General features: G+C 73.8%; 13 protein-coding genes and 1 pseudogene. 8 read left to right on the top strand and 6 right to left on the bottom strand.

Annotation, left to right across the window (positions count from 1 at the left end; genetic code table 11):
* Positions 1-103: 103 nt before the first annotated feature.
* A complete protein-coding gene (locus ACFWZ5_RS31720; protein ID WP_384799214.1) occupies positions 104-1,930 on the bottom strand; it encodes a hypothetical protein in 1,827 nt (608 codons plus the stop codon).
* A gap of 206 nt (positions 1,931-2,136) precedes the next feature.
* Here ACFWZ5_RS31720 and radA point away from each other — a divergent pair, with 206 nt between their 5' ends.
* Complete coding sequence (gene radA, locus ACFWZ5_RS31715) at positions 2,137-3,546, top strand: DNA repair protein RadA (RefSeq protein WP_384799217.1); 1,410 nt, start codon at positions 2,137-2,139, stop codon at positions 3,544-3,546.
* A 91-nt stretch (positions 3,547-3,637) separates the two neighbouring features.
* Positions 3,638-4,762: a DNA integrity scanning diadenylate cyclase DisA gene (gene disA / locus ACFWZ5_RS31710; RefSeq protein WP_384799220.1), complete on the top strand. Its 1,125-nt coding sequence runs from the start codon at positions 3,638-3,640 to the stop codon at positions 4,760-4,762.
* A gap of 324 nt (positions 4,763-5,086) precedes the next feature.
* Here disA and ACFWZ5_RS31705 read toward each other — a convergent pair whose 3' ends face one another.
* Positions 5,087-5,905: a hypothetical protein gene (locus tag ACFWZ5_RS31705; protein ID WP_384806292.1), complete on the bottom strand. Its 819-nt coding sequence runs from the start codon at positions 5,903-5,905 to the stop codon at positions 5,087-5,089.
* 218 nt (positions 5,906-6,123) lie between these two features.
* Here ACFWZ5_RS31705 and ACFWZ5_RS31700 point away from each other — a divergent pair.
* Positions 6,124-6,753, top strand: a pseudogene (locus ACFWZ5_RS31700) (phosphatase PAP2 family protein); the annotation flags it as partial.
* A 327-nt stretch (positions 6,754-7,080) separates the two neighbouring features.
* Here ACFWZ5_RS31700 and ACFWZ5_RS31695 read toward each other — a convergent pair.
* Both ACFWZ5_RS31695 and ACFWZ5_RS31690 read right to left on the bottom strand, forming a co-directional pair.
* Positions 7,081-7,740, bottom strand: coding sequence for a response regulator (locus tag ACFWZ5_RS31695; protein WP_384806294.1), 660 nt, complete (start codon positions 7,738-7,740; stop codon positions 7,081-7,083).
* Entirely contained in the window at positions 7,737-9,311 is a 1,575-nt protein-coding gene (locus ACFWZ5_RS31690; RefSeq protein ID WP_384806290.1) for a sensor histidine kinase, read from the bottom strand. The genes ACFWZ5_RS31695 and ACFWZ5_RS31690 overlap by 4 nt, the downstream gene beginning before the upstream one ends.
* A gap of 296 nt (positions 9,312-9,607) precedes the next feature.
* On the opposite strand from ACFWZ5_RS31690, the gene ACFWZ5_RS31685 reads away from it, so the two are divergent.
* From ACFWZ5_RS31685 to cseC, 5 genes are all read left to right on the top strand, one after another.
* Positions 9,608-10,507, top strand: a complete 900-nt coding sequence (locus ACFWZ5_RS31685) for an A/G-specific adenine glycosylase (RefSeq protein ID WP_384805786.1) — start codon at positions 9,608-9,610, stop codon at positions 10,505-10,507.
* 245 nt (positions 10,508-10,752) lie between these two features.
* Positions 10,753-11,292: a SigE family RNA polymerase sigma factor gene (locus ACFWZ5_RS31680; RefSeq protein ID WP_138961132.1), complete on the top strand. Its 540-nt coding sequence runs from the start codon at positions 10,753-10,755 to the stop codon at positions 11,290-11,292.
* On the top strand, positions 11,280-11,942 hold the full coding sequence (locus tag ACFWZ5_RS31675; RefSeq protein ID WP_384805788.1) for a hypothetical protein: 663 nt from the start codon (positions 11,280-11,282) through the stop codon (positions 11,940-11,942). Before ACFWZ5_RS31680 ends, ACFWZ5_RS31675 begins: the two co-directional genes overlap by 13 nt.
* A gap of 90 nt (positions 11,943-12,032) precedes the next feature.
* Entirely contained in the window at positions 12,033-12,746 is a 714-nt protein-coding gene (gene cseB, locus ACFWZ5_RS31670; protein WP_384805790.1) for a two-component system response regulator CseB, read from the top strand.
* A 56-nt stretch (positions 12,747-12,802) separates the two neighbouring features.
* Positions 12,803-14,317, top strand: a complete 1,515-nt coding sequence (gene cseC, locus ACFWZ5_RS31665; RefSeq protein ID WP_384805792.1) for a two-component system sensor histidine kinase CseC — start codon at positions 12,803-12,805, stop codon at positions 14,315-14,317.
* A gap of 88 nt (positions 14,318-14,405) precedes the next feature.
* Here the strand turns inward: cseC and ACFWZ5_RS31660 are convergent, their stop codons facing one another.
* Positions 14,406-14,852 (bottom strand): VOC family protein, encoded by a 447-nt coding sequence (locus ACFWZ5_RS31660; protein WP_384805794.1) that lies wholly within the window; start codon positions 14,850-14,852, stop codon positions 14,406-14,408.
* Positions 14,853-14,912: 60 nt separating this feature from the next.
* Positions 14,913-15,335, bottom strand: a complete 423-nt coding sequence (locus ACFWZ5_RS31655; RefSeq protein WP_384805795.1) for a helix-turn-helix transcriptional regulator — start codon at positions 15,333-15,335, stop codon at positions 14,913-14,915.
* Positions 15,336-15,505: the final 170 nt, after the last annotated feature.

Raw genomic sequence — 15,505 nt, 5'->3', positions numbered from 1 at the left:
GCCCATTCGCCGTTGGGGTGTTCCTCCTCGGCCAGTGCGGGTTGTTTGTGGCTGGGCGCGCAGTTCCCCGCGCCCCTTCGGGCGCTTCGCCCCGCCATCCGCGTCAGCCCTGACCTGGATCGCCGTCCCCGGGCGGGGGCGTGGTCGTCGCCGGGTCCGTCGGGGTCGGGGTGGGCTCGGTCGGGGTGGGGTCCGGGGGCGGCGTTGTCTGGGTGGGCTGCGGGGCGGTGGGCGTGGGCTTGGGGGTGGGGTTCGACGGGCCGCCGGGGCGGGTGGCGGTCGGGCGGGGGCGTGGATTGCTGGGCGGCGGTGCGGAACTGCCGTACCCCTCCAGGGAGATGACCGCTCCGGAGGGTGCGATCGTGACGCGCGCGCTCCAGTGCCCCGGCGGCTCGCGGTCGTCGTCGACGTACACCCGGATCGTGAACGATTCGCCGGGCGCGAGCGTTCCCGACGACTGGCTGAGCAGGAGCCAGGACGCTCCGGTGCTCGCGGACCAGCGGACCGGCGCGCGCCCTGACGCCGACAGCGTGATCAGCGTCACGCCGCCGCTGGAGCGGGCCTGGACGGCGATCCGTCCGGCGCCCGGCGCGGACGGCGCTCCGGGGCTGATGACCTCTACGGAGACACCGGGTCCCTTGCGTCCTGAGCCGAAGCGGGGGTCGGGGGTGGTGCGCGCGTTGCCCGCGTTCTCGTAGTCCTCCCGCGCGCGGGGGCCGTCGTCGGCCTCCGTGGAGCTGGAGGAGCGGCCGTCGGTGCCCTCGCCGGTGAGGGGCGCCCCTCGGTAGGCGGCCCACAGGGCGAGGACGGGGGCGGCCACGACGGTGGCGACGACCGTCGTCGTGACGGCCCGCGCGCGCAGCCGCTCGCGGCGGGCGGCGTGGTCCTTGGGGTCCATGGGGAAGCCGCGCCGGTCGAAGCGGGGGCCGCCGCCGCGGACCCGGCGGTGGGCGTGCGGGGCGTGCGCCATGGCGTGGTGCAGGGCCGCGCGCGGGGCGGCGATCACGGGCAGCGCGGCCGGGGTGACGGCGGTGCCGGGCCAGGCACCGGAACCGGCGCGCTCGGCGGTACGGCGGCAGCGCGGGCAGTCGTCGACGTGCCGGACGAGCTCGGTGCGCAGGGCCGTGCCGAGCAGGACCTGGTTGTCGCCGGTGAGGCGGGCGACGATGGGGCAGCTGCCGGTCTCGACGACGGCGAGGGCCGCGCGGGTGCGCTCCACCTCGCAGGCCGCGGAGGCGAGCAGGTCGCGGGCGGCCTCGTGGCCGAGGCCGAGGACGGCGGCGACCTCCTGGGGGGTCAGTTTGTGGCGGACGGCGAGCTCCAGGGCCTCGCGCTGCTCGGGCGTCGTGCCGGCGGCCTCCGGCCAGGCGAGCTGGGCGAGTTCGCGACGGCGGGCGCGGTCGGCGGCGTCGGCGGGGGCTCCGGGTGCGGCCAGGTCGGGGGCGGGGGCTCCCGGTGGGGGCAGGTCGGGGGCGAGGGCTCCCGGTGGGGCGGCGCCGGGTGCGGCGGCCGCCACGGAGACCGCGGAGACGGCCAGGGCCGCGGAGGCGTCGGTCGCGCGCGGCGGCGCGGGCGGGGACTTCGCGGCGTGGGCCGCGGCGTGCGCCCCTTGGCGGCCGCGCTGCCGGGCCTCGGCGAGGGCGCGCAGACACATCCAGCGGGCGAGCGCGTACAGCCACGCGCGCGTGTCGCCGTCCGGCCGGGCCCCGCGCCGCTCGGCGAGCGCGAGGACGTCGCCGAGCGCGGCGGTCGCGGCGTCGTGGTCGCAGAGCACGGACAGGCAGTACGTGAACAGGCCGTCCAGGAAGGGCTCGTAGCGCGCGGGGGGCGCCTGCGGGACCGTGCGCGGCACCACGCGCTTGCGTGCGCCCGCATGCGCCCGGTGCGCGCCGGTGGTGTGCGTGGGGGTTTCCGGACTGCTGCTCATCACCCGTGCGAAGTTAGGCGCATGATGCAGAGGGCTTCCTCCCTCTTCAGCACATTTAATCCTTACGGGTGAACAGATCCCTCAAAAGGGGACAGGAAGCCACGATTCCGTCGCCTGTTCGAGCGGGCGGCTTGTGCGGGTGCCCGTTCATGTGCCAATGGCACAGGCGCTGCCGGGCACTGTCAGTGGTGGCCGCTACGGTTTCGTCCATGGCTGCCCGTACGAAAACCGCGAAGGACCGGCCGTCCTACCGCTGCACCGAGTGCGGCTGGCAGACGGCCAAGTGGCTCGGCCGCTGCCCGGAGTGCCAGGCCTGGGGCACGGTCGAGGAGTACGGCGCGCCGGCGGTGCGCACCACGGCCCCTGGCCGCGTCACCTCGTCCGCCCTGCCCATCGGCCAGGTCGACGGCCGTCAGGCCACCGCGCGCTCCACCGGCGTGCCCGAGCTGGACCGGGTGCTCGGCGGCGGCCTGGTGCCCGGCGCCGTGGTCCTGCTCGCGGGCGAGCCCGGCGTCGGCAAGTCCACGCTGCTGCTCGACGTGGCGGCGAAGGCGGCGACGGGCGACCACCGCACGCTGTACGTCACCGGCGAGGAGTCGGCCAGCCAGGTCCGGCTGCGCGCCGACCGCATCGGGGCGCTCGCCGACGAGCTGTATCTGGCGGCGGAGACCGACCTGTCCGCGGTCCTCGGCCACCTGGACGCGGTCAAGCCCTCCCTCCTTATCCTCGACTCGGTGCAGACGGTCGCCTCACCGGAGATCGACGGCGCGCCCGGCGGCATGGCGCAGGTCCGCGAGGTCGCCGGAGCCCTGATCCGCGCCTCCAAGGAGCGCGGCATGTCCACCCTCCTCGTCGGACACGTCACCAAGGACGGCGCGATCGCGGGCCCCCGCCTCCTGGAGCACCTGGTCGACGTGGTCCTGCACTTCGAAGGCGACCGCCACGCCCGCCTCCGTCTCGTACGAGGCGTCAAGAACCGCTACGGGGCGACGGACGAGGTCGGCTGCTTCGAGCTGCACGACGAGGGCATCACCGGACTCGCCGACCCCTCGGGCCTGTTCCTCACCCGCCGCGACGAGCCCGTCCCCGGCACCTGCCTGACCGTCACCCTGGAGGGCCGCCGCCCCCTGGTCGCCGAGGTCCAGGCGCTCACGGTCGACTCCCAGATCCCCTCCCCGCGCCGCACCACGTCCGGCCTGGAGACCTCCCGCGTCTCCATGATGCTGGCCGTCCTGGAGCAGCGCGGCCGCATCAGCGCCCTCGGCAAGCGCGACATCTACAGCGCCACCGTGGGCGGCGTGAAGCTGTCCGAGCCCGCCGCCGACCTGGCCGTGGCGCTCGCCCTCGCCTCCGCCGCCAGCGACACCCCGCTGCCGAAGAACCTGGTGGCGATCGGCGAAGTCGGCCTCGCGGGCGAGGTCAGACGGGTCACGGGCGTGCAGCGCAGACTCGCCGAGGCGCACCGCCTCGGCTTCACGCACGCGCTGGTGCCGGGCGACCCCGGCAAGGTGCCGCCCGGTATGAAGGTCACCGAAGTCGCCGACATGGGCGACGCGCTGCGCGTCCTTCCGAGATCGCGTCGCCGAGAGGCCCCACGGGAGACGGAGGACCGCCGGTAGACTTTGCCCTGGTCTCGCCCATCCGTACGAAGCACGGCGTGCGACAGCGGGTCGGCCGAGCGCTCGGACAACCTGCGACCGGAGGAGTGCAGTGGCAGCCAACGACCGGGGAGCGGTTCCCGGCAAGCCCGGTGGAAGCTCCGGTGCCGATGGGCTGATGCGTGCCTCCCTGAGCGCGGTCGCGCCGGGCACGGCTCTGCGGGACGGCCTGGAGCGCATCCTCAGAGGGAACACGGGCGGACTGATCGTCCTCGGCTCCGACAAGACCGTCGAGTCGATGTGCACGGGCGGCTTCGTCCTCGACGTCGAGTTCACGGCGACGCGCCTGCGGGAGCTGTGCAAGCTCGACGGCGGCATCGTGCTCGACAAGGACATCACGAAGATCCTGCGCGCGGGCGTGCAGCTGGTGCCGGACCCCACGATCCCCACGGAGGAGACGGGCACGCGGCACCGCACGGCGGACCGCGTCAGCAAGCAGGTCGGCTTCCCCGTCGTCTCCGTATCGCAGTCGATGCGGCTCATCGCGCTGTACGTGGACGGGCAGCGGCGCGTCCTTGAGGACTCGGCGGCGATCCTGTCACGTGCCAACCAGGCCCTCGCCACCCTGGAGCGGTACAAGCTGCGCCTCGACGAGGTCGCGGGCACGCTGTCCGCCCTGGAGATCGAGGACTTGGTGACCGTCCGGGACGTCACCGCCGTCGCGCAGCGCCTCGAAATGGTGCGGCGCATCGCCACGGAGATCGCCGAGTACGTGGTGGAGCTCGGCACCGACGGCCGTCTGCTCGCGCTCCAGCTGGACGAGTTGATCGCGGGCGTCGAGCCCGAGCGGGAGCTCGTCGTCCGGGACTACGTCCCCGAGCCCACGGCGAAGCGGTCGCGCACCGTGGACGAGGCCTTGGCCGAGCTGGACTCCCTGACCCACGCCGAGCTCCTCGAACTGCCCACGGTGGCGCGGGCGTTGGGCTACACCGGGTCACCCGAGGCGCTCGACTCCGCCGTGTCGCCGCGCGGCTTCCGGCTCCTCGCCAAGGTCCCCCGGCTGCCCGGCGCCATCATCGACCGCCTCGTCGAGCACTTCGGCGGCCTCCAGAAGCTGCTCGCCGCCAGCGTGGACGACCTCCAGACGGTCGACGGCGTCGGCGAGGCGCGGGCCCGCAGCGTGCGGGAGGGGCTGTCGCGGTTGGCGGAGTCCTCGATCCTCGAGCGCTACGTCTAGCCTCCGGCGGGGGGCGGGGTATGGGGTGCCCCACTGCATGGGGTAGGCCGCCGTCTCGTGCGCACAGGTCCCGCCGCTAGCGCGGCGGCTTCTTCCCGCCCGCCCTCCCACTACCTGCCGACGGGCCGCACCCGCCGATGGCGGCCGGCCCCCACCGGGGGCGTCCACCCCCTGGGAGGGTGGAAACGGGCGGGCGGGTGGGAAACAATCCGCCGCGGTAGCGGCGGAAACCCCCCACCGGCCCGCACCGGGTGGGATGCGCCTCCGGCCCGCCGCTTCGCGGCGGGATCCACCCCGCCCGCCCACCCCATACGACAGGCGGAGCTAGTCCTCCAGGACGAAGGATGCCCGGGCCGTACCCAGGCCGGGGGCCTTCGCCTCGACCAGGTACGTGTCCGCCGCAGCCCCGCCGGCAGGCGGCGTCGCGCAGCCGGGGGCGCTGGCCTTGCGGTCCCACCGCACGGCGTGCGTGACCTGGCCGTCGCCCGGCACCCGGAACAGCAGGCTGGCCCCGCCGGACGGGCAGTCGTCCGAGGACCAGATCTCCTTGCCGGTCTTGTGCTGAGTGATCGTCAACACCGTTCCCTTGGCGCCGAGATCGACCTTGCAGGCCTTCCCGGAGGAGTTCACGGCGGTCAGCTCCAGCTTCGGCTTCTCGTTGAACTCGTAGCGGACCTTCTCGCTGCGCAGCTTCAACTTCACCGCTCCGGAGGTGCAGTTGGGCAGCGTGGACCCCGCGGGCAGCCGGCTGCCGGACCCGCCGCCGCCCTTCGCACCGTCGTCGGAGCCGGACCCGGAGCCGGACCCGTCACCGGAGCCGTCCCCCTCGCCGTCCGAGCCGTCGGAACCACCCGACCCGCCAGACCCGCCCGAGCCCCCGGACCCGGAGCCGTCGTCCGACTCGTCGCGCCCGCCGGGGTTTTCGCTGATCGCGGGCCCCGAACTGGACGGCCCCGGCGTGATGGAGGTCGCGGGTCCCTTGCCCGACGGCCCGTCGGCGCCGTTCTTCCCGTCGCCTCCGCCCGACGCGAGAGCCCAAATGACAAGGAGCAAGAGGAGTCCGACCACGGACAGCAGGACGGCCCTCCGGCGCCAGTAGATGGAGGAGGGAAGCGGCCCGATCGGATTGCGCAGAGATCCCACGCTCAAACCTTACGAGAGAACCGGCCGTTGTCTGGCCCCACCCGCCGCCTCAGGCCACAACTTTTGCGGATCATCATCCCGGTCGCGCCCGCCCCTTCCCCCTCCCGGCCCGCCCGCGCACCGCCCCGGCCCCGCACCCGACCCTGTCTTTCGTCAGGTCCGGTATCGGTCCATCGCTGGATGTGACGATTCGAGATCACTCCGTACGGTCCGCAATCATGGACACCATGCATTCCTCCGGCCTTTACCTCGACATCACCGAGTTCGCCCACGACACGCCGACGTGGGTGCAGCATCTTGCCGAGGTGTGGACCGAACTCGGCCTGCTGCTGTTCGGCGTGCTGTTCGTCGTGGCCTGGTGGCGGGCCCGCAGCGGCGACCCGCGCGCGTTCGCGATCGCCGTCCTCGCCCCGCTGGGCACGGCGCTCGCGTACGTGATCAGCGAGGTGGTGAAGTCCGTGGTCGAGGAGGACCGGCCGTGCCGGGCGGTGTCCGGGGCGCTGACGCCGCTCGTGGAGTGCCCGGCGCAGGGCGACTGGTCCTTCCCGAGCAACCACTCCACGATCGCGGGCGCCGCGGCCGTCGGCCTCGCCCTGTTCTGGCCGCGCATCGCCGCCCTGACGCTGCCGATGGCGGTGCTCATGGCGTTCTCGCGGGTGTTCGTGGGCGTGCACTACCCGCACGACGTGGCCGTCGGCCTGGTGCTCGGCGCGGTCGTGGCGTTCCTGGCGGTGCGCCTGGCCACGCGGCCGCTCGTGCGGATCACTGAGGCGATGCGCGGTTCGCGGGCGGGCGCGGTCCGCTGGTTCGCGGGCCCCGGCGCACCGACGCCCGCCCTCCAGGCCCCCGCGGCCGCCACTCCTCAGCCGCGGCAGGCGGGGTACGGAACGTACGCGCCCTCCGCGTACGCCTACGAGGACCAGCACGCGTCGTACGAGAACCAGCAGGCGTCGTACGCCGACCCGCAGCCGTACGTCAATCAGCACTCCCAGCCGTACATCCCGCACCAGCAGCATCCGCAGTACCAGCAGAATCAGCAGAATCAGCAGCAGGAGCCGGAGCAGGCGCAGCCCTACCCGTATCAGTACCAGGCCCCGTACCCGTATCCGAACCAGCCCCAGCAGGGCCAGCAGCCCCCCACCCACCAGCCCTGACGGGGCACCCCGCAAGGGAGTTCAGCCCGCGTCGGCGACCAGCCCCGCCTCGTACGCGACGATCGCCGCCTGGACGCGGTTCTTGACCTCAAGGCGGTCGAGGACCGCGCTCACGTACGCCTTGACGGTGCCCTCCACGAGGTGGAGGCGGGCGGCGATCTCCGGGTTGGAGAGGCCCGCGCCCACCAGGCCGAGGACCTCGCGCTCGCGTGGGGTCAGGGCGGTCACCCGCGCGCGGGCCTCGGCCTCGCGGCCGATGCGGCGCGCGCCGAGGCCGTCGATGACGTGCCGGGCGACCTTCGGCGACAGGAACGCGGCGCCGCCCGCCACCGCCCGTACGCCCGCGATGAGTTCGTGCGGGTCGCCGGACTTCAGGAGGAAGCCGGTGGCGCCGCCGCTGAGGGCCCGTGCGACGTACGCGTCCTCGGAGAACGTCGTCAGCATCGCGACCGCCGTGCCCGGCAGCGTACGGACGATCTCCTCGCCCGCGGCCAGGCCGTCCAGGCGCGGCATGCGGATGTCGAGGAGCGCCACGTCGGGCCGGTGGGCCTGGGCGAGCGCGATGGCCTCACGGCCCTCGGCGGCCTCGGCGACCACTTCGATACCGTCGCCCGCGGCGAGGATGGCGCGCACCCCGGCGCGGATCATCGCCTCGTCGTCGGCGAGCAGGACGCGGATCACCGCAGCCACTCCTTTCGTTCCTCGCGGACTTCGCGGCCCGTGCCCGCCTTGGGGATCACCGTCTTGTCCACCAGCTTTCCGTTGTCGAAGCAGAGCCTGTAGTGCGCGGACGAGGTGAAGAGGCGGTCGCTCGCGCGGTAGTAGCGGCAGTCGGCGCCGTCGGGCGGCGGGCTCGGCGCGCGGTCGGCGGGCGGGTCGGCGACGCTGCGCTCCGGCAGGACGGCAGCGACGTCGGACTGCGGCTCGCCGACGCGCAGCGCCGCGTAGTCGGCGGGTTTCAGGACGGAGTGGGTCTTGGTGTACGCGTACCAGCCGAAGGTGCCCGCGATCAGCAGGGCCCCGGTGGCGGCCGCGGCGCCGAAGGCGAGGACGGTGCGGCGGCGGGCGTAGGCGAGGACGGCGCCGGAGTGCGCGGGCGGCGCGGCCGCGGGGTGCGGATCCGGGACGGCGGGGATGCTCGCCGTGACGCGGAAGCCGCCCGCGGCGCCCGGCCCGGTGTCCGGCCCGGCGTGCAGGGTGCCGCCGAGCGCCGTCACGCGGGTGCGCAGGTCCGCGAGTCCTGAGCCGCCGCCGGGCGGTGAACCCTCCTCCTGCGGCGGCCCGTTGGTGACCGTGATCGTCGTGCGGGTGCCCGTGCGGGTCGCGCCGACGGTGACGGGGGCGCCCGGCGCGTACTTGGCCGCGTTGGTCAGGGCCTCCTGGGCCACGCGGTACGCGAGGCGCTCCGCGGGCCCCGGCTCGCCGTCGCCGTCCGCCTCGTACCGCACCGCGAGGCCCGACTCGGCCGACCGCGCCACCAGTTGCGCCACCGTCTCGCCGGGCGGGCCGAGCGGGGCACTCTCGTCGCCCTCCTCGCGGAGCACGCCGATGATCTCGCGCAGCCGGTCGGTGGCCTCCGCGGCGGCGGCGCGCAGGTCGGAGGCCGCCGCCCGGTGGTGCTCGGGCAGGTCGGCGGCCAGTTGCAGGGCGCCCGCGCGCACCGCGATCAGGCTCAGCTCGTGGCCGAGCGAGTCGTGCATGTCCTGGGCGATGCGGGCCCGCTCCCGCAGGCGGGCCCGGTCGGCGACGATGAGCTGTTCGCGCTCCAGCTGGTCGGCCCTGGCCAGGGCGGCGGCCGTCAGCGCGCGGCTCTGCCGCCAGTAGCGGCCCGCGAGCCAGGGGAAGACGGCGCCGAACAGGAGCGTGGCCATGAGGACCAGCCACTCCACGACCGGGTCGACGTCGCGGACGGCGATCTTGGCGGTGCCGGTCGCCGCGACGGCGGCGAACGCGAGCAGGGCGGGTCTGGCGCGTGCACCGTGCTTGCCGAGCAGGAACGCGAAGGCGGCGAGCGCCATGCCGTACGAGACGGTGAACAGCGACGCCGCCGTGGCCTCGCCGGTGGCGGCCGCGAGCAGGAACGCGGTGGCCGGGCGGCGGCGCCAGAGTGCGGCGGCGGTCGCGAGGGCGGCGAGGCCTGCGGCGTACTGCCAGGCGGCGCGGGGTTCGTTCAGGCCGATCGCGTCGGCCGCCACCGCGGGGATGGCCAAGGCCAGCCAGAGCAGGGCGTCCATGTGGCGTCGGGTTCTCACCCTCCCGACGCTACGTGGCCGCGGGCCTCGTACGCCTCTGTCGATCGTCAGGTACTTCCCCCACCCACCCGCCCTCTCCTGGGGGCTCCGCCCCCAGACCCCCCTTCTCTCCGGCGCTGCGCGCCTCGTCCTCAAACGCCGGACGGGCTGGATCTTGCGGCAGGATTCAGCCCCTCCGGCGTTTGAGGAGCGGGGTCTGGGGCGGAGCCCCAGGTCGGGAAGGGGCGGGCTTGGGGGCCTCCCGGCAGGGCCCGGCCTCACCCCTTGACCGCGCCGCCCATGGCAGGATCGGGGGCATGCCGACCGCACTCGCTGCCGACCGCGTCACCGTGCTGCACTCCCCCGTCATCGCCTGGTTCGACGGCCACGCCCGCGACCTGCCGTGGCGCCGCCCGGACGCGGGCCCGTGGGGGGTCATGGTCAGCGAGTTCATGCTGCAGCAGACGCCCGTGAGCCGGGTCCTGCCCGTGTACGAGCAGTGGCTGGCCCGCTGGCCGCGCCCCGCCGACCTGGCCAAGGAGGCGCCCGGCGAGGCCGTGCGCGCCTGGGGGCGGCTCGGGTACCCGCGGCGCGCCCTGCGGCTGCACGGCGCGGCGGTCGCCATAACGGAGCGGCACGGCGGCGACGTACCGTCGCAGCACGCGCAGCTGCTCGCGCTGCCGGGCATCGGCGAGTACACGGCGGCGGCCGTGGCGTCCTTCGCGTACGGTCAGCGGCACGCGGTGCTCGACACGAACGTGCGCCGGGTGTTCGCGCGGGCGGTCACCGGCGTGCAGTACCCGCCGAACGCGACCACCGCGGCGGAGCGCAAGCTGGCCCGCGCGCTGCTGCCCGAGGACGACACCACCGCGTCGCGCTGGGCCGCGGCCTCCATGGAGCTCGGTGCGCTGGTGTGCACCGCCAAGAACGAGGACTGCGGGCGCTGCCCGATCGCCGCGCACTGCGCCTGGCTGGCGGCGGGCAAGCCCGCGCACGAAGGCCCCGCCCGGCGCGGCCAGACGTACGCGGGCACCGACCGCCAGGTCCGCGGGAAGCTGCTCGCCGTGCTGCGCGAGGCCGTGACGCCAGTGCCGCAGGCCGCGCTCGACCGGGTGTGGGACGAGCCGGTGCAGCGGGCCCGCGCCCTGGACGGCCTGGTCGCGGACGGTCTGGTGGAGCCGCTGCCGGACGGTTGTTACCGGCTGCCGCTCACCTGATGTGACCTGAGAGGCGATCTGAGGGCGATGTAAGGGGCAAGCGGCGATCCCCTTGTCCGGAAGAGTCCCGTTTGCCGCCCGCGGGTTTACTCATGTCCTACTTCTGTTACACAACCGACGTACAGCCGTGCGTCCGCCGCTGGCTGCTCCGCACAACCCCGTGACAACGCCTCCGTAGCTTCATTCCCGTACCGCACGGACAAGAGATCGCGGTCGGGAAGCAACGGGAACGGAGGCGGTTGGGAATGGCGCACGGCGAGGTGCTCGAGTTCGAAGAGTACGTCCGCACTCGGCAGGACGCCCTGCTGCGCAGCGCCCGGCGGCTCGTCCCGGACCCGGTCGACGCGCAGGACCTGCTGCAGACGGCGCTCGTGCGGACGTACGGCCGCTGGGACGGCATAGCCGACAAGCGGCTCGCGGACGCGTACCTGCGCCGCGTCATGATCAATACGCGTACGGAGTGGTGGCGCGCCCGCAAGCTCGAAGAGGTCCCGACCGAGCAGCTGCCGGACGCGTCCGTGGACGACTCCACCGAGCAGCACGCGGACCGCGCCCTGCTGATGGACATCATGAAGGTGCTCGCCCCGAAGCAGCGCAGCGTCGTGGTGCTGCGACACTGGGAGCAGATGTCCACGGAGGAGACGGCCGCCGCGCTCGGCATGTCGGCCGGCACGGTCAAGAGCACGCTGCACCGGGCGCTCGCGCGGCTCCGTCAGGAGCTGGAGAGCCGCGACCTCGATGCCCGCGTGTTCGAACGTGAGGAGCGGGAGCGTTGCGCGGCCTGAGTGCCCCTGGCACATCGGCCCAACGGGCCACTGCACAGCGGAAGAAGGCGGGGAGCACGGCGGTGGCCGTGCTCGCCGCCCTCGGCCTTTTGTCCGCGCTGACCGCCTGCTCGACGGGCGGCTCCGGCACGCGCGACGAGGGCCCGGCACGCGTCGGCGCCGTGCCCTCCACCTCGCCCTCGGTCTCGCCGTCGCCGACCGCGACGAGCGTCGACGCGGTCAAGCTCGTCAGGGACGACCCGAAGGTCAGCCTGGCCGTGAAGCGGGACCTGAAGCCGTGCGTCGAGGACGAGTACCCGGTGGACGTGAGCTACGGCAACCTGACCGGAGCAGCCTCCTCCGACATCGTGGTGAACGTGATGACCTGCGGTGACAGGGTCGGCATCGGCAGTTATGTGTATCGCCCCGACGGCAAGAAGTACGAGAATGTCTTCAGCGACGAGCAGCCGCCCGTCTACGCCGAGATAGACCGCGGCGACCTGGTCGTCAGCAAGCAGATGTACGGCAAGGACGGCTCGGTGGCCGATCCGACCGGCGAAGAGATCATCACGTACCACTGGGCGTCGAACCGCTTCACCGAGCAGGACCGCACGCGCAACAACTACAACACCACGGTGGACAGCCAGCCCGCCGAGCCGTCCTCGGACTGACCCCGCCCCGCCGCGTACCCCTGGCCGTACGCCGAACCCCTGGCCGTGACCGTGACCCCCGAACCGAGACCCCGGAGCTGAGAGCACCCGATGGCAGAACACACCCATGTCCTGTTCGTCGAGGACGACGACGTCATCCGCGAGGCCACGCAGCTCGCCCTGGAGCGCGACGGCTTCGTGGTCACCGCCATGCCCGACGGGCTGCTCGGCCTTGAGGCGTTCCGGGCCGACCGGCCCGACATCGCGCTGCTCGACGTGATGGTGCCCGGCATGGACGGCGTGTCGCTGTGCCGCCGCATCCGCGAGGAGTCCACGGTCCCGGTGATCATGCTGTCGGCGCGGGCCGACTCGATCGACGTCGTCCTCGGCCTCGAAGCGGGCGCCGACGACTACGTGACCAAGCCGTTCGACGGCGCCGTCCTGGTCGCCCGCATCCGCGCCGTCCTGCGGCGCTTCGGGCACGCCAGCGGTTCCGGTACGGCGGCGCCCTCGGCGCAGGAGGAAGGTTCCGCCGACGGCGGCGTCCTGACCTTCGGCGACCTGGAGATCGACACCGAGGGCATGGAGGTGCGGCGCGGCGGCAAGACGGTCGCCCTGACGCCGACGGAGATGCGGCTGCTCCTGGAGTTCTCGTCCGCGCCCGGCACGGTCCTGTCCCGCGACAAGCTCCTCGAGCGCGTGTGGGACTACGGCTGGGGCGGTGACACGCGCGTCGTCGACGTGCATGTGCAGCGGCTGCGCACCAAGGTGGGCCAGGACCGGATCGAGACGGTCCGCGGCTTCGGCTACAAGCTCAAGGCGTGAGCTTGCGGCATGCGGCGGTACGAGGGGCAGCCATGGGCGGGGGCATGAAGGGGACCGTGGGGTCCGGGGGGACCGGCGGGACCGGCGGCTACGGGGACCGCGACGGTGGCTTCGGCGGCGGTGACAGCCTGGACGGCTACGACGGCGGCGGCGGCCCGGGCGGCTATGACGGCGGCGGCGACGGCCGCGGCTGGCGCCCGGGGCGGGGTCCGTCGTGGGCGGCGGCGCGCGAAAAGCTGCTCGCCCTGGCCGGCACCAGGCTGCGCACCGGCGTGCGCTGGAAGATCGCCGCGGCCATCGCCTTCGTCGGCGTGCTCATCGCGGTGGCCCTGAGCCTCGTCGTGCACAACGCCGCCCGCGTGTCCATGCTCGACAACGCGCGCGACCTCCAGGACGAGCGCGTCCAGATCGCCCAGCGCAACTACGAGGCGCGCGGCACGACCAACGCGATCTACGGCACCAAGATCGACGACGCGCAGCTGCCGAAGGAGCTGCGGCAGAAGGTCCTCACCGGCCGCCGCGCCACCTACGTGCAGGAGCACGGCGACGGCGTGCCCGACATCTGGGGCGCCGCGCCGCTCAGCGACGGCCGCGTCCTGTCGGTGCACAGCCGGTTCGCCGACCGCAACGTCACCATCATGAAGGACCTCGACCAGGCCCTCGTCATCGGCTCGATCGCGGTCGTCTTCGGCGGCTGCGCGGTCGGCGTGCTCATCGGCGGCCAGATCGCGCGCCGACTGCGCAAGGCCGCGACGGCCGCGGGCGAGGTCGCCCAGGGCCAGACCGACGTGACCGTGCAGGAGGCCATCGGCGGGTACGTGCGCGACGAGACGGACGACCTCGCGCAGGCCGTGGACGCCATGGCGGACGCCCTCAAGCAGCGCCTCGAGGCCGAGCGCCGGGTCACCGCCGACATCGCGCACGAGCTGCGCACCCCGGTCACCGGGCTGCTCACGGCCGCCGAGCTGCTGCCGCCCGGCCGGCCGACGGAGCTGGTCAAGGACCGGGCGCAGGCCATGCGCACGCTGGTGGAGGACGTGCTCGAAGTGGCCCGGCTCGACTCGGCGTCCGAGCGGGCCGAGCTGCAGGACATCATGCTCGGCGAGTTCGTGAGCCGCCGCATGGCCATCCTCAGCACCGACGTCACGGTGACGGTCGTGCACGAGTCGGAGGTCACCACCGACCCGCGCCGCCTGGAGCGCATCATCGGCAACCTCGTCATGAACGCCGCCAAGCACGGCAAGCCGCCCATCGAGGTCAGCGTCGAGGGCCGCGTGGTGCGGGTGCGCGACCACGGCCCCGGCTTCCCGGAGGCGCTGCTCGCCGAGGGGCCGAGCCGCTTCCGCACCGGCTCCGCGGACCGTGCGGGCCGCGGTCACGGCCTGGGCCTGACCATCGCGGCGGGCCAGGCCCGGGTCCTCGGGGCGCGCCTTACCTTCCGCAATATCCGCCCGCCGGGGTCCGCGCCCGACGTGCCCGCCGAGGGCGCGGTGGCGGTCCTGTGGCTGCCGGAGCACGCGCCGACGAACACCGGGAGCTATCCGATGCTGCAGCTCCCGGATCTCGGCTGAGCGTGCGCCGGGCGGCGGCCCGGGTCCGGCTCCTTGGGCAGGCCCGGCCGCGTCAGCAGACCCAGCCGCGTCAGCAGCACCGGCCGCGTCAGCAGGCCCAGTCCTTGTCGAGGTCGAGGCCGCCCTCGCGGCGCTGCGTGAACGAGAACCAGTTCCCCGAGTCGTCGCGGAAGATCGCCTCGATGCCGTACGGGCGCTCCTGCGGCTCCTGGAGGAACTCGACGCCGCGGGCCTTCAGCGTCTCGTAGTCCCCGTAGACATCGTCGGTGGTCAGGGAGCCCGCGCCGAGGACCCCCTTGGTGACCAGCTTCTTCAGGGCCTGGGCCGATTCGGGGTCCATGCCGGCGCCACCCGCCACCATCAGCGCGAACTCGACGTCCGGCTGGTCCTTGGCGCCGACGGTGAGCCAGCGCATCCCGCCCTCGCCGAACGTCATGTCCGTACGGACCTCCAGGCCCAGCTTCTCCGTGTAGAACTCCTTCGCGCGGTCCTGGTCGAGGACCCAGACGGTGGAGATGGCGAGTCCCTTGATCATGATGTGCTCCTGGTGGGGGGTTGTTCCGTCCTTGCCGGGCCACCGTAGGCAGCGGGGCGCTCACCCCGCTTCTTGAGAATTGCGGTCCTCGCGCCGGGGGAAGCCGCCCGCCCACAGCAGTGCGTAACACCCGGGTATGAGCGCGGCTCCGCGCCCCACGTGCCGCGCGCGGTACTCGCTGGGGGTGAGTCCGGTCCGGCGCTTGAAGGTCGACGAGAACGTGCCGAGGCTGGTGAAGCCGACGAGGAGGCACACCTCCGTGACCGCCAGGTCGGCCGAGCGCAGCATGTCCTCGGCCCGCTCGATGCGGCGGCGGGACAGATACTGGCCCGGCGTCTCCCCGTACGCCGCCTTGAAGGCGCGGATGAAGTGGTAGCGGGAGTAACCGGCGCAGGCCGCCACCGCGGCCAGGTCGAGGTCGGGGTCGGCCCAGTCGCGGTCCATCGCGTCCTTTGCCAGGCGCAGCTGCCGCAGTTTCTCCACGTCCTCGATGCTGACACGGACCACTGACAACGGCCCGTGAGCGGACGCGAGGCGGCCCCCGGCACCCAAGTGCCGGGGGGCGGCGGGTGGAACGGGGTGATGGGGGGCCGCTCCGACTGCCTCTGCAACCGTCACTACGCCCCCCGCGGAGTCCCCCGCCGCGCGCCCGG

This window comes from Streptomyces sp. NPDC059003 (assembly GCF_042740445.1).
Lineage (GTDB): Bacteria > Actinomycetota > Actinomycetes > Streptomycetales > Streptomycetaceae > Streptomyces.
This window is presented reverse-complemented; position numbering and strand designations above follow the sequence as displayed.

Coding starts and splice junctions, on each gene's coding strand:
- radA (WP_384799217.1), top strand. CDS start 2,137: ATGGCTGCCCGTACGAAAACCGCGAAGGACCGGCCGTCCTACCGCTGC.
- ACFWZ5_RS31685 (WP_384805786.1), top strand. CDS start 9,608: ATGCCGACCGCACTCGCTGCCGACCGCGTCACCGTGCTGCACTCCCCC.
- ACFWZ5_RS31680 (WP_138961132.1), top strand. CDS start 10,753: ATGGCGCACGGCGAGGTGCTCGAGTTCGAAGAGTACGTCCGCACTCGG.
- cseB (WP_384805790.1), top strand. CDS start 12,033: ATGGCAGAACACACCCATGTCCTGTTCGTCGAGGACGACGACGTCATC.
- ACFWZ5_RS31660 (WP_384805794.1), bottom strand. CDS start 14,852: ATGATCAAGGGACTCGCCATCTCCACCGTCTGGGTCCTCGACCAGGAC.